Origin of the sequence: Frondihabitans sp. 4ASC-45 (genome assembly GCF_049472575.1) — a bacterium.
Classification (GTDB): domain Bacteria; phylum Actinomycetota; class Actinomycetes; order Actinomycetales; family Microbacteriaceae; genus Frondihabitans.
Window position 1 is genome coordinate 98,457 of sequence record NZ_JBCEBN010000004.1, and the last position, 12,720, is coordinate 111,176.

General features: G+C 68.3%; 13 protein-coding genes. 7 read left to right on the forward strand and 6 right to left on the reverse strand.

The features are described from left to right. Nucleotide 1: 1 nt before the first annotated feature. A complete protein-coding gene (locus tag VH571_RS08185) occupies nucleotides 2-640 on the reverse strand; it encodes an alpha-ketoglutarate-dependent dioxygenase AlkB (protein ID WP_423264105.1) in 639 nt (212 codons plus the stop codon). A 77-nt stretch (nucleotides 641-717) separates the two neighbouring features. Between VH571_RS08185 and VH571_RS08190 the strand changes: the two genes are divergently transcribed. After that, complete coding sequence (locus VH571_RS08190) at nucleotides 718-1,509, forward strand: transglutaminase-like domain-containing protein (RefSeq protein ID WP_423264107.1); 792 nt, start codon at nucleotides 718-720, stop codon at nucleotides 1,507-1,509. 13 nt (nucleotides 1,510-1,522) lie between these two features. On the opposite strand, the gene VH571_RS08195 is transcribed toward VH571_RS08190, so the two are convergent. Next, nucleotides 1,523-2,293, reverse strand: coding sequence for an SDR family oxidoreductase (locus VH571_RS08195; protein WP_423264108.1), 771 nt, complete (start codon nucleotides 2,291-2,293; stop codon nucleotides 1,523-1,525). Nucleotides 2,294-2,400: 107 nt separating this feature from the next. Between VH571_RS08195 and VH571_RS08200 the strand changes: the two genes are divergently transcribed. Then, entirely contained in the window at nucleotides 2,401-2,607 is a 207-nt protein-coding gene (locus VH571_RS08200; RefSeq protein ID WP_423264109.1) for an antitoxin VbhA family protein, read from the forward strand. 86 nt (nucleotides 2,608-2,693) lie between these two features. Here the strand turns inward: VH571_RS08200 and VH571_RS08205 are convergent, their stop codons facing one another. After that, nucleotides 2,694-3,173 (reverse strand): DUF1990 family protein, encoded by a 480-nt coding sequence (locus VH571_RS08205; RefSeq protein WP_423264110.1) that lies wholly within the window; start codon nucleotides 3,171-3,173, stop codon nucleotides 2,694-2,696. 162 nt (nucleotides 3,174-3,335) lie between these two features. Between VH571_RS08205 and VH571_RS08210 the strand changes: the two genes are divergently transcribed. The 5 genes from VH571_RS08210 to VH571_RS08230 all read left to right on the forward strand — a co-directional run bounded on the left by VH571_RS08210 (nucleotide 3,336) and on the right by VH571_RS08230 (nucleotide 9,295). Further along, nucleotides 3,336-4,667 carry a bifunctional o-acetylhomoserine/o-acetylserine sulfhydrylase gene (locus VH571_RS08210; protein ID WP_423264111.1) on the forward strand — a complete coding sequence of 444 codons (1,332 nt, stop codon included), beginning with the start codon at nucleotides 3,336-3,338 and terminating at the stop codon, nucleotides 4,665-4,667. An 84-nt stretch (nucleotides 4,668-4,751) separates the two neighbouring features. Further along, on the forward strand, nucleotides 4,752-5,957 hold the full coding sequence (gene metX, locus VH571_RS08215; protein ID WP_423264112.1) for a homoserine O-acetyltransferase MetX: 1,206 nt from the start codon (nucleotides 4,752-4,754) through the stop codon (nucleotides 5,955-5,957). Nucleotides 5,958-6,103: 146 nt separating this feature from the next. Continuing rightward, complete coding sequence (locus VH571_RS08220) at nucleotides 6,104-7,255, forward strand: sensor histidine kinase (protein ID WP_423264113.1); 1,152 nt, start codon at nucleotides 6,104-6,106, stop codon at nucleotides 7,253-7,255. A gap of 25 nt (nucleotides 7,256-7,280) precedes the next feature. After that, nucleotides 7,281-8,537 carry a hypothetical protein gene (locus VH571_RS08225; protein ID WP_123944709.1) on the forward strand — a complete coding sequence of 419 codons (1,257 nt, stop codon included), beginning with the start codon at nucleotides 7,281-7,283 and terminating at the stop codon, nucleotides 8,535-8,537. An 80-nt stretch (nucleotides 8,538-8,617) separates the two neighbouring features. Then, nucleotides 8,618-9,295: a response regulator gene (locus VH571_RS08230; protein WP_370544430.1), complete on the forward strand. Its 678-nt coding sequence runs from the start codon at nucleotides 8,618-8,620 to the stop codon at nucleotides 9,293-9,295. Nucleotides 9,296-9,746: 451 nt separating this feature from the next. Here VH571_RS08230 and VH571_RS08235 read toward each other — a convergent pair whose 3' ends face one another. The 3 genes from VH571_RS08235 to VH571_RS08245 all read right to left on the reverse strand — a co-directional run bounded on the left by VH571_RS08235 (nucleotide 9,747) and on the right by VH571_RS08245 (nucleotide 12,685). Next, nucleotides 9,747-10,991 (reverse strand): MFS transporter, encoded by a 1,245-nt coding sequence (locus tag VH571_RS08235; RefSeq protein ID WP_423264284.1) that lies wholly within the window; start codon nucleotides 10,989-10,991, stop codon nucleotides 9,747-9,749. Between the two features lie 135 nt (nucleotides 10,992-11,126). After that, nucleotides 11,127-11,441, reverse strand: coding sequence for a thiamine-binding protein (locus VH571_RS08240; protein WP_055958657.1), 315 nt, complete (start codon nucleotides 11,439-11,441; stop codon nucleotides 11,127-11,129). Next, a complete protein-coding gene (locus VH571_RS08245; RefSeq protein ID WP_423264114.1) occupies nucleotides 11,438-12,685 on the reverse strand; it encodes a glycosyltransferase 87 family protein in 1,248 nt (415 codons plus the stop codon). The genes VH571_RS08240 and VH571_RS08245 overlap by 4 nt, the downstream gene beginning before the upstream one ends. Between the last annotated feature and the right edge of the window lie 35 nt (nucleotides 12,686-12,720).

Sequence of the window (12,720 nt, forward strand, 5' to 3'; positions counted from 1 at the left end):
ATCACGCCGATCGCGACCACACGGGCCGAAACTGGATGCTGATGCGCGGCCCGATCGCGCGCTTCGTCTTGGCGATCGAGTGCTCGTGCGTGCGCTGGCACGAGCCGCCCATCACGACGAGATCACCGTGCCCGACGGGGAAGCGCCGCACCTCGCCACCCGACCGCGAGCGGAGCGCCAGAGTGCGGGCGGCGCCGACCGAGACGATGCCGACCATCGTGTCGCGATCGATGGCCTCGCCGACCTTGTCGCCGTGCCACGCGATGCTGTCGTCTCCGGTTCGGTAGAAGCAGAGCCCTGCCGTCTCGAACACCTGCTGCGGCGGTCGACCGTAGTGGGCGTTGAGAGCGGCCTGGGCCTCGGTGAGGACGGGATCAGGAAAGACGTGGTCGGGGCCGAACCACGAAACGAGTCGGGGAACGTCGACGACTCGGTCGTACATCTCGCGCCGGTCGGCCTTCCAGTCGACCCCGCCGGCGAGACGCTCGAACAGTGCGTCGGAGTTCTGCACCCAACCCGGCCGAACGTCGAGCCAGGCGCCCTCGCCGAGGTCGATCCGCTCGACCGAGCTGCCGAGTGACTCGAGTGTGGGGTCGGCGTCGAGGTCGTCGAAGAGCGAGGTCTGGAACGCGAGTGACATACCTCGATCGTACTGCAGAATTCGAACGTATGTTCGATTTATGGTTCCGGGCTCGCCCTGCCATTTAGGCTTCGTGCATGCAGCGGAACGCGTTCTCCCGGATGGTCCTGTCGTCGACCGAGCCCGCCGAGCTGGTGCTCTCGGTGGCCGCTGCCGAGGGGCAGCGAATCACCGAGACGCTGTCGGTCACCCAGGGTGGCAAAGAGGTGCCGATCCGCGAGGTCATCGACGATCGCGGCACTCGCCTTCACGTCGCGCACATGGCTCCGGGTCGGCTCGAGGTGGACTACCGCGTCGAAGTCACAGGACAGCAGGATCCGATCGCTCTCGGTGCACTCGACAGCATCCAGTACCTGCGGCCCAGCCGCTACTGCGAATCCGACACGCTGTTTCCGACGGCGCGCAGCGAGTTCGCGGGGCTGAGTGGTCTCGACCTGCTGGACTCCGTCGGATCCTGGGTCAACGGGCACCTCTCGTACGTGCCGGGCTCGAGCGCACCGACCGATGGTGCCGTCCGCACCTTTCTCGACCGGCGCGGCGTCTGCCGCGACTACGCCCACCTCGTCGTCGCACTGCTGCGAGCGCTCGACGTTCCGGCGCGGCTCGTGTCTGTGTACGCGCCGGGCCTGTATCCGATGGACTTCCACGCGGTCGCCGAAGCTCTCATCGATGGTCGGTGGTACGTGATCGACGCGACGCACCTGGCTCCGCGTCAGAGTCTCGTGCGCATCGCGACCGGGCGCGATGCCTCCGACACGGCCTTCCTGTCGTCGTCGGGCGGCTGGGTCAAGCTGCTCGAGCTGGAGGTCGGTGCTGTCGCCGACGTATTGCCGCGCGACGATGTGGCGGAGTTCATATCGATCGGCTGATCCGGGTCGAGGGTCAGTCGCGCGTCGTCAGCTCGCCGCGCGTCAGCTTGTACGGCTGCGCCTGCGCTACCGGCTTGATCGTCACCAGATCGAGGTTGACGTGGGCCGGCAGCTCGACCGAGTGCACGATCGACTCGGCGATGTCGTCAGCCGTCAGCGGTGCGACGACTCCGTCGTAGACGGCGTCGGCGCGCGCCTGGTCGCCGTCGAACCGCACCAGCGAGAAGTCGGTCTTGACCATGCCGGGGGCGATCTCGATCACGCGCAGCGGCTCGCCGTTGAGCTCGAGCCGGAGGGCCGCGACGAGCGCGTGTTCCGCGAATTTAGCGGCGTTGTAGCCGCCCCCGTTCTCGTACGCAATGTGGCCGGCGATGGAGGTGACGGTGACGATGTCGCCGGATCCTGCGTCTTTCGCCCCGGCTCGGAGCGACGGCAGGAGTCCGCTGATCGCGCGCTTCGTACCGAGCACGTTGACGTCGAACATGCGTTGCCAGTCGTCGATCGAGCCCGCCTCGACACTGTCGAGCCCGAAGGCACCGCCCGCGTTGTTGACCAGGGCGTGGATCGGGCCGGTCTCTTCGACGTGAGCGCGAAGAGCCGCCATGTCAGCGTCGCTCGTCACGTCGGCCCGGAACCAGGTCGCGCCCGTCTCGGCGGCGATCTGGCGGAGGCGATCTTCGCGCCGAGCCACCGCCAGCACCTCCCAGCCGCGTTCGCGGAACAGCCGAACCGTGGCCTCTCCGATACCCGAGCTCGCTCCCGTGACCACTGCGCGTCGTGCCATGCGTCCATCCCTCTTTCGTCGGTGCGTCCACGCTAGCGACTTCGGCGGCGTACCTGTTTCGCCAGAAGGCTCGCCTGTCGACTTGGAGGTCTCGAAGGGAGCACGCCATGAACCCCAGCCGGACCGACTCGATCGACTCAGCCCGCCGCAGCACGACCGTTGAGCGTGCCCGGCAGTCTTCGCAGCTCGAGGGCGGGCGAAGCAGCCGCCAAGCACGAGCACTCCAGCGGCGTTGGGTCGACGGCGAACTCACCTATGCCGAGTTCGGCGCCGAGCTCGACCTGCTGAGGCCGACGGTCGATCGCGGCCGTTAGCGACCCGACGCACTTCGGCCGTTGCGACCCGGCGCGCCACGTCAGTTTGGCCGAACCGCGTCGCCACCTCGCCGACCGGCCCGCCTTTACCTCAGCGCACGCAGATACCGACGCCGCGCAACCACCTGCGCCACCCGCAGCAGCGGGTACAGCCCCCGCCAGGGCTGCTGCGGAGCGGGGCGCGTCAGCGACCGGATGGTGAGCACGACGTCGTCGCCCGAGCGGTGCACGACGAAGGCCTCTTCGCCGTCGACCGGATGGCCGGGAAGCGTCCGGTACGAGAAACCGACGCGAGACGGCTCGTCGACCACCTCGACCACCTGAACCGGCTCGACCACTCGCACACCCGCGACCTGCGCCGTCACCGTCACGCGTCGGCCGGCGACCACGGGGCGTCCGTCGTCGACCCGGAAGCCGCTTCGGGTCTTCACCTCCCACCGGAGCACGCCCGTCGATGCCCGCGACCACGCGGCGTCACCCCGCCCGATCACGGCGGAGACCTCCGACCGACGATAACTCGCCGAGGTGGCGGGCCAGGCGGGAAGGGAGGGCGCGGTCGAGTGCATGGGCCGATTGTGGCAAACGTGCTCGCGGATCCTCGTCGTGCCCCGTTACGCCGCGTGTCGCCGCCGTGGCGCGCACCGGACGCCGGGCCTACGCTCGCCCCAGAGAGAACGACCGCCCGTTCACCGAGGATCGGCCGGCACCGGAACCCCGAGGAGACCTCAATGCCCGATCAGACGAACGCCTGGAAGTTCGAGACCCAGCAGATCCACGCCGGCGCTCAGCCCGACCCGACGACCCACGCGCGTGCCACGCCAATCTACAAGACGACGTCGTACGTGTTCGACAGCTCGCAGCACGCGAAGAACCTGTTCGCGCTCGCGGAGTTCGGCAACATCTACTCGCGCATCATGAACCCCACCCACGACGTCGTGGAGCAGCGCATCGCCGCTCTCGAGGGCGGCTCGGGGGCTCTGCTCGTCGCGTCCGGACAGGCGGCAGAGACCCTCGCCGTCCTGAACATCGCACAGGCGGGCGACCACATCGTCTCGTCGTCGTCGATCTACGGCGGCACCTACAACCTGTTCAAGTACACGCTCGCGAAGCTCGGCATCGAGACCACATTCGTCGAGAACCAGGACGACGCCGACGAGTGGCACCGCGCCGTGCGCCCCAACACCAAGCTCTTCTTCGCCGAGACCATCGGCAACCCGAAGATCAACATCCTCGACATCTCGCTCGTCTCGTCGATCGCGCACGAGGCCGGCGTGCCGCTCATCGTCGACAACACGATCGCTACGCCCTACCTGATCCGCCCCTTTGAGCACGGGGCCGACATCGTCGTGCACTCCGCGACGAAGTTCCTCGGCGGTCACGGCACCGTCATCGGCGGGCTCATCGTCGACGGCGGAAAGTTCGAGTGGTCGAAGAACGTCGAGAAGTTCCCCGAGCTCACCGAACCCGACCCGTCGTATCACGGCGCCAGCTACACGGGCGCGGTCGGCGACCCCCTCGCGTACATCATCAAGGCGCGGGTGCAGCTGCTCCGCGACCTCGGCTCGTCGAACTCGGCCGACACCGCCTTCTCGCTCATCCAGGGCATCGAGACGCTGTCGCTGCGCATCGAACGGCACGTGCAGAACGCCCAGGAGATCGCCGAGTGGCTCGACGCCCGAGACGACGTCGCCAATGTCTTCTACGCCGGCCTGCCGACGAGCCCCTGGTACGCGGCCGCGAACAAGTACGCACCCAAGGGCGTCGGGGCTGTGCTCTCGTTCGAACTCAAGGGCGGCGTCGACGCCGGGGCGGCCCTCGTCGACAACCTCCACCTCTTCAGCCACCTCGCCAATATCGGCGACGTCCGCTCGCTGGTGATTCACCCCGCCTCGACCACGCACTCGCAGCTCACCCCCGAGCAGCAGCTGACGACGGGCGTCACCCCCGGCCTCGTGCGACTGTCGGTGGGCCTCGAGAACATCGACGATCTGAAGGCCGACCTCGACGCCGGGTTCGCCGCTGCGAGGCAGGTGACGACCGGGCTGCTCAAGAGCAGCTGACGTCGGCCGAGGATCCCACGGGGCGGCGACCATCGGGCGTAACAGTCCGGCGGTCGCCGCCTTTTGTTGTCATGCTTGACCCAAATGGACTGGCAGACGACCCCCGAAGACACGGTGCCCTCGCGGGTCATCACGGAGCGCACCCGCCGGACCATGCTCGGCAAGCCACCCGCGACGGGTGCCTGGCGAGACGGCGATCCGGTCGGCGATCGGCTCTTCGTCACTCTCGACGACCTCGAGCTGGAGAGCGGCGAGACGCTCCCCCGACCTCGCATCTCGTACGAGACGTTCGGCACCCGGGCGACCGACGACTCGAACGTCGTGCTGGTGCTGCACGCTCTCACCGGTGACAGCCACCTCGCCGGCCCCGCGGGCGAGGGCCACGCCACCGCCGGTTGGTGGCACGGCATCGTCGGCCCGGGGCTCGCGATCGACGCCGACCGCTGGTTCGTCGTGGCACCCAACATGCTCGGGGGATGCCAAGGATCCACCGGCCCGGCTTCCCTTGACCCCGAGGGTCACGAATGGGGCAGCCGTTTTCCGAGACTCACCGTCAGAGACCAGGTCGAGGCGCAGGTGCGCTTCGCCAACGAGCTCGGCGTAGATCGCTGGCACGCCGTGATCGGAGGCTCGATGGGAGGCATGCACGCCCTCGAATGGGCCGTCGGCCAGCCGGAGAGAGTGGCGCGCCTCGGTGTGCTGTCGACCACCGCCTCGACGAGTGCCGACCAGATCGCACTCAACACGGTGCAGATCGAAGCCGTCCACATGGATCCCGGGTTTCTCGGCGGCGACTACTACGAGGCCGCCGACGGCGAGGGCCCTTACCGCGGCCTCGCGCTGGCCCGACGGATGGCTTTACTCAACTACCGTTCGCCCGACGAGCTGAACGCCCGATTCGGCCGGGGATGGCAGAGCGAGCTCTCCCCCCTGACCGGCAGCGGTCGGTTCTCGGTGGCGAGCTACCTCGATTTCCACGGCAACAAGTTCACTCGCCGCTTCGACGCCAACAGCTACGTGAGCCTCGCGCGGGCCATGAACAGCCACGACATCGGACGGGATCGCGGTGGCGTGACCGGAGCCCTGTCGCGGATCACCGCCCGGTCGCTCGTCCTCGGCATCGACTCCGATCGGCTGTTCCCACCCCGCGACCAGGTGCTGATCGCGGAGGGCCTCCGCGGCGCGGCCGCCAGCGAGGCGGTGATCCTTCCGAGCGAGTTCGGCCACGACGGATTCTTGATCGAAAACGAGGCGGTGGGGAACCACCTTCGAGCCCTACTTGAAGGATGAGCGCGCTTTCCGCCAGAATGAGTCTCGCTCGACACCTTTTTCATCAGCGCGCCGATCCCCCTGTACCGTCCCCCGGCGCGACATCTGTGGAACGATGTGTCTAGGCGCCCTCTCGGGCGGCCCTCTCTTCTGATCGTTGGACTCGAATGGATCTCTTCGCCCAGGAGCGCGATCGTCTTCTCCGGACGACGACCCGCTTTCTCGGGATCTCGGCAACCGTTGTCTCGTTGGTGGCCCTGAGCTACCCGGGCGTGACCGACGTGAGACGGCAAGCTGCCATCGTCTTCTTCAGCCTCGTGATGATCGCTTTCTTCATCATGATCGGCCGAAGCGGCAAAATGCTGTGGGTCGTCTTGGGAATGGCTGCGGGTTTGATGGCCGGGGGCATCGCGCTCGTGCCGGGCGGCATCGACGGGCCTCTCGCGACTGCCGTCATCCCCTTGGTCGGCGGTGCAATCGCCTCCTTCGCGCTCCTGCTCTCCTCGAGCACCAAGCGCGTGCTCCTCGCGGCCGCAGCTGCCGTGGTCGTCGTCGCCGAGGTCGTCATCGGTACGCAGTCGATCTTCTCCGTGCAGGTCGCCGCCGTGCTCCTCGGTTGGGTGCTCTGCTTCGTCGCCGGATTCTGGATCGGCAACAGCGTTCCCCGTGCAGCCCGCCGCATTTACTCGATCGGAAACGCCCACCGGGCCGAGCGCCAGGCAAGCGAGACCGAGGCCCAGCGCCGCCAGGGCGCACGACTCCTGCACGACACCGTGCTCGCGACCCTGACCCTTCTCGCCCACTCGGGTTTCGGAGTCACCCCCGATGCTCTCCGCGCTCAGGCCGCCGAAGACGCCCGCCTGCTTCGCCACCTCCGCCTGGGCTCCACACCGCAGCCGCAGGCTTCCGGTGACTACAACCTCGACACCGTCGAAGAGAGCCCCCTCGGACAGACGCTCGAGTCGGTCAAGCAACGGTTCGGTCGAATGGGCCTGGAAGTCAGCTGGCACGGCACCGGTCAGGTGCTCCTCCCGACGAACGTGCTCGACGCGTTCCTCCTCGCACTCGCCGAGTGCCTCGAGAACGTCCGGCGTCACGCGGGCGTCGTCGAGGCGCACGTCACGATCATCCACGACGACAAGATGGTCCGGGCGATGGTGACCGACGCCGGCGTCGGATTCGAGCTCGAGGGTGTCTCCGAGGAGCGACTCGGCTTCAAAGAGAGTGTCGTCAACCGGCTGCGAGAGGTCGGCGGCAGTGCCCGTCTCTTCTCCGCTCCCGGAGCCGGCACAACCGTCGTCTTGGAGGCACCGCGATGAGCACTAGCGACCGGAGGCTCCCCGCGTGAGCATCGATGAGAACACCCTCGGCGTCCCCCGACACCGGAGGGCACCCAGGGGTCTTCCGACCTCCTCCACCGGTGCTCGCTCCATGCGTCAGGCCCAGCAGGCGGGCGCGACCCTCGGCACCGGCTATCTCGGAATGGGCGCCGCCGCCGTCGCAGCCCTGCAGGCCATCTACGGCCTGATCTTCTTCCTGGTGCACCTCTCCTCGTATCCGGTGGCCGCGCCCGCCATCGTCGCCTGGCTCGTCTACCTCGCCGCATTCATCGGAGTGGTCACCCTCGTCGCCATCCAGGGCGAGCGCCTGACCGGCCCAGTGATGATCGGCCTGTGCGCAGCCCTCGCCCTCGTGGTCGTCCTCGACTTCATCGCCATCTGGCCCCTGCACAACGTCGGGGCCTACGCCACCGCCAGCATCTCGGTCGGCTTCGGCCTCCTCCCCCTCATCACCCTCCGGCCGGCCCGCGAGCTCATCATCGCCACGGCAGCCCTGTTCGTCCTCCTCGTCGGCGCTGTGATCCTCACCACGCCGATCGACCGGGTCACGTTCCCCCAGCAGGTCGCCACGATCGCCCTGGCCGTCCTGCCGCCCGCCATCGCCACCTATGCCGTGCAGCGTTTCCGCGGCATGATCCAGATCGAGCTCGACCGCGTCCTCGTGCAGTCGACCGTCACCCAGCCGCGGTTCGCCGTGGGAATGCTCGCGAGCGACGAGTTGGCCCGTCTCGACCTCGCCGCCGAGAAGCTGCTCGACGGAGTCGCAGTGGGCGACATCCCCCTGCCTCTCGAACCGCAGGTGGCCTCGACCGCCGCTTCGCTCGCGACCGAGCTGCGCCTCCACCTCATCGAAGGCCGACGCGAGACCTGGCTTTACCACGCCGTCACCGAATCGGAATACCTGGGCCGAGCCGTCAAGCTCGCTGATCCGTCGTCCCTCGCCGGCCTGCTGACCCCCGAGCAGCGCGACGGGCTCCTTCAAGCCGTATGGCTCCTCCTGGGCGATCGCCGCACCCGCGCCGCCGGCACGAGCATCACTCTCACCCTGGGCCCCATCGGCACGTCGAACTCGATCGCGTCTCTTGCGGGACGCACCATCGACGTCCCGATCGACGTCACCTCGACGGGCATCCGCCGCAACCGGGTCACCCCCGCCACCTGGAACGCCCTGAACCGCGTCGGTGACTTTCAGACCTCAACCCACCAGGGCAGTCTGCGGCTCGCCATCAGGTGTTCCGTCGAGAACCCGGCAGACGCCTAACATGAGCGCACCGGGTGTTCCCTGTGCGCCTCACTACGCCTCGCGGCTTTCCGAAGCCACCCATCGAAAGAGAGAAACCAGTGCCTGACTCCGAAGGACGAATTCGTCTCGCCCTCGTCGACGATCACAAGATGCTGCTCGGGGCCCTGAGCGAATGGATTCGCGGCGCCGCAAGCGACATCTCCATGGTCGCCGCGGTCGCCTCCTGGCCCGAGCTGCTCACGCACCCGGAGTTTCCGGTCGACGTCGTCCTCCTCGACCTCGACCTCAAAGACAACCTCCCGATCTCTCTCAAGATCTCGACTCTCAAGACGGCCGGCGTCAAGACCGTCCTGATGAGCACGTACTCCGAGCCGAATGTGGTCCGCGAGGCCCTCGCCGCCGGTGCCCTCGGCTACCTCGTCAAGAGCGAAGACGCCGAGATGATCGTCGAGGCGATCCGCACGGCCTCGATCGGCGAGTCGTACATCTCGGCCGAGCTCGACCTCGCCCTGAACGCCTCCGAGGTCGGCGGTGTGCCGAAGCTCTCCGCCCAGGAGCGCCGCGTCATGGCCCTCTACGGCGGTGGCGAACCCGTCAAGGCGGTCGCGTACCAGCTCGGCATCTCCGAAGAGACGGCGAAGTCGTACCTCAAGCGCATCCGCGAGAAGTACCGCGTCGCCGGCTTCGACGTGGGCACCAAAGTCGCCCTGCGAAAGCGCGCCATCCAAGACGGCATCCTGCTGCAGACCGACGACGCCGGGCCGAGTTCCTTCTAGGCGTGACGCCGGTCGCGGCACCGGACCTCCGACACCGCTTCCTTTTGGCGTGACGCCGGTCGCGGCGCCGGACCTCCGACACCGCTTCCTTTTGGCGTGACGCCGGTCGCGGCGCCGGACCTCCGACACCGCTTCCTTTTGGCGTGACGCCGGTCGCGGCGCCGGACCTCCGACACCGCTTCCTTTTGGCGTGACGCCGGTCGCGGCGCCGGACCTCCGACACCGCTTCCTTTTGGCGTGACGCCGGTCGCGGCGCCGGACCTCCGACACCGCTTCCTTTTGGCGTGACGCCGGTCGCGGCGCCGGACCTCCGACAAGCTCCGGTCGTGCGGCGCTGCGACCGTCGTCCCGCGCGGGTCACCCGATGCTGCGACCGTCGTCCCGCCGTTCCTTCTAGAACCCACACTGTCGATCCACGTCTTCACAACCGAGAAGACGTGGATCGACGTGGTTATAGGCCGGCGACGGGCACAGGCTCGGTCTGGGGCGAAGGATCCGCGGAGCCGAGCGACGAACCGCCGGATCCTTCGCTGCCCGACCCCGAGTTGCCCCGACCCCGCCGATCGACCGCGAAGCTGATCGTCACGAGCACGACTCCGGCCGAGGCCAGAATCGCCCCGACCCACGCGGGAGAACCCACTCCGAGGCCTGCTGCGAGGACGACCCCGCCGAGGTAGGCGCCGAGGCTGTTGCCGAGGTTGAACGACGAGTGGTTGAGCGCTGCACCGATCACCTGCGCGTCGCCCGAGACCTCCATGAGGCGCGACTGGATGGCCGGGTTGATCACCGAGCTGAAGAAGCCGAGCAGGAAAGCGAAGACGAAGATGCCGATCAGCATCTCGCTGGTCAGCGCGTAACCGATCAGCGCCACCAGGAGCCCGCCGAAGCCGAAGTAGATCGTGCGGCGGAGGTTGGTGTCGGCCCCCCAGCCGCCGAGCAGGTTGCCGATGGTCATGCCGACGCCCACGGCGACGAGCACGAACGGCACCCACCCCTCGGGCATGCCGGCACCCTCGGTGACGGCGGTCGACACGTAGCTGTAGACGGCGAAGAATCCGCCGAACCCGATCGCGCCGACGCCCATCACGAGCCAGACCTGCGGCCGGCGGAAGGCGCTGAGCTCGCGACGGATCGAAGCCCCCTCGGCGGCCGGCTGATGCGGCAGCGCCAGGGCAACGGCGAAGAAGGTGAGAGCGAAGATGAGGGCTACCGCGCCGTAGGCCACCCGCCAGCCGACCGCCTGGCCGAGCGCGGTGATGAGCGGGACGCCGACGATGTTGGAGATGGTGAGACCCGCCATGACGAACGCGACGCCCTTGCCGCGATTGCCCGGGCCCATGAGATTGGCCGCAGCCAGCGACGCGATACCGAAGTACGCCCCGTGCGGGAGCCCGGCGACGAAGCGTGCGAGCACGACGAGCCCAAACGACGGCAGGATCGCACTCGCGATCGTCCCGACCAGGAACGCGGCGAGCAGAATCAGCAGCAGCTTCTTGCGCGGCAGGTGCGACGTCGTCGCCGCGATGGTCGGGGCACCGACCACCACCCCGAGCGCGTAGGCGCTGATCATGATGCCGGCGTGCGCGGTGGCGTCTTCCACCGAGCCGGCGTAGAGGCCGGGGAGGAGGTCGCGAGCGATGTTCGGCAGGAGCCCCATGGCGACGAACTCGGTGGCACCGATGCCGAAGCCGCCCATCGCGAGGGAGAGGAGCGCGAAGCGCCTCCGGCGGGGTGAGATCTGAGGCACGGGAAGACAGCCATTTCGTCGTCGGAAAGGGGATCGACAACTCGCCGTCGAGTCGTGCGGGAGCGGTTGTTCTCCCAGTCGATTCTAAGCCTCGCCGAGAGCCCGTTCGAGTCGCTCGATCTTGCCGTCGAGCTCGCCGGTGTGCCCCGGACGGATGTCGGCCTTCAGCACGAGAGAAACGCGACGCCCGAACGGCGCCACGGCCTCGGTGGCGGCCTTGACGACGGCCATCACCTCATCCCACTCCCCCTCGATCTCGGTGAACATCGACGAGGTGCGGTTCGGCAGGCCGGAGTCGCGCACGACCTTGACAGCGGCAGCCACTGCGTCGTGAACGGAATCGGGCTCGGAGCCCGCGGGCGGCCCACCGGAGGGAGAAACGCTGAATGCGACGATCATTCTTCCATCCTCGCATTCGTCGCCCCGACCCCGCCGAAGTTCTCCCCAGGGCGACCCGCAACGACGATCGCCCGCGCGGCAACGACGAGGAGAGCCACGAGAAGCACATTGCGGAGGGTTGCGACGACGGCCATCCACGGCAGGGCCATGACCAGGGCGTCGTACTGCCAGGGGTAGATGACCTGGGTGAGGCCGGCGATCAGCACGGTGAGAATGCTCGGCGCTGTGAAGCGACGGCCGAGAGTCGCGAGTCCGAGCACCACCGGTGCCGCCAACCACGCCTCGTACTGAGGCGACCCCACCTTGTTGGTGACGATGAACGCCGTGGTCAGGGCGAGGGCGAGCGGGGGCAGCAGGATCACGGCCGGTGCCCCGCGGCGAGTGGCGACGATGCCGAGGGCGACGAGCAGCAGGAGCGCCAGCACCATGATCGGCGTCGTGGCGGCGGCAGCCACCGCTGAGCCGGGCCCCGTGACCTGGTACGTGAGCAGCGTCTGATCGAACGTGATCGAGACTCCCGGGGCTCCGAGCGCCTCAGCCCACAGCCAGAACGTGGTGATCGGTGCCTCCAACTGCAGCCCGCGCCCGGTCTGCTTGCCGACGAACCCCGCGATGCCGGCCAGGTTGCCCCCGCCGAGCACAGCGGCGAGCACGATCGCAAGGCTCGTCGTCGCGGCGGCGGCGAGCACTCGGATCCTTCGCTTCTCGGCGATCACGACCGCCAGAATCAGGGCGAACGGCCAGACCTTGATCCAGGTGGCCAGAGCGAGGAGAACGCCCGCCACCCCGGGGCGGCGAGCGGCGACGAGCAGGCCCGCGATCGCGAGCGGCACTGTGATGCTGTCGATCCGGCCGACGGCGATCGGCCCGAGCGCCAGCAGGTAGGCGAGCCACCAGAAGCCCGCGACGAGGTGCCGCCGAGATCGGCCGCTGACGATGACCCCGAGGGCAATCGCGTCGAGCAGCGCCACCAGCACGAGCCACGCCTCCGAGAAGTGGGCGAAGCCGGCAGCCGCTGCGGCGAGCATCGGCACGAGCGCGGCCGTCGGGTAGACCCAGGCGAGGTCGACACCGACCCAGCCATCGCCGAGAGAACCCCGAAGGATCCAGTCGCGATACACGGTCGACACGTCGTTCAGGGGCGTGTGCGGGCCGTTCCACACGGCGACCGACAGCCACGCGTGCACCGCCAGAAACGTGACCCAGAGCAGCACCATCGGCAGGAGGGCTCGAATGCGGGTCACCCTCGAAGGCTAGCGAACCCGACACGTGCCGCTAA

What these genes read in the sequence shown, in the direction of transcription:
- VH571_RS08185 (WP_423264105.1), bottom strand. Translation starts at nt 640, where the DNA reads ATGTCACTCGCGTTCCAGACCTCGCTCTTCGACGACCTCGACGCCGAC.
- VH571_RS08190 (WP_423264107.1), top strand. Translation starts at nt 718, where the DNA reads ATGCAGCGGAACGCGTTCTCCCGGATGGTCCTGTCGTCGACCGAGCCC.
- VH571_RS08195 (WP_423264108.1), bottom strand. Translation starts at nt 2,293, where the DNA reads ATGGCACGACGCGCAGTGGTCACGGGAGCGAGCTCGGGTATCGGAGAG.
- VH571_RS08200 (WP_423264109.1), top strand. Translation starts at nt 2,401, where the DNA reads ATGAACCCCAGCCGGACCGACTCGATCGACTCAGCCCGCCGCAGCACG.
- VH571_RS08205 (WP_423264110.1), bottom strand. Translation starts at nt 3,173, where the DNA reads ATGCACTCGACCGCGCCCTCCCTTCCCGCCTGGCCCGCCACCTCGGCG.
- VH571_RS08210 (WP_423264111.1), top strand. Translation starts at nt 3,336, where the DNA reads ATGCCCGATCAGACGAACGCCTGGAAGTTCGAGACCCAGCAGATCCAC.
- metX (WP_423264112.1), top strand. Translation starts at nt 4,752, where the DNA reads ATGGACTGGCAGACGACCCCCGAAGACACGGTGCCCTCGCGGGTCATC.
- VH571_RS08220 (WP_423264113.1), top strand. Translation starts at nt 6,104, where the DNA reads ATGGATCTCTTCGCCCAGGAGCGCGATCGTCTTCTCCGGACGACGACC.
- VH571_RS08235 (WP_423264284.1), bottom strand. Translation starts at nt 10,991, where the DNA reads ATGGGCGGCTTCGGCATCGGTGCCACCGAGTTCGTCGCCATGGGGCTC.
- VH571_RS08240 (WP_055958657.1), bottom strand. Translation starts at nt 11,441, where the DNA reads ATGATCGTCGCATTCAGCGTTTCTCCCTCCGGTGGGCCGCCCGCGGGC.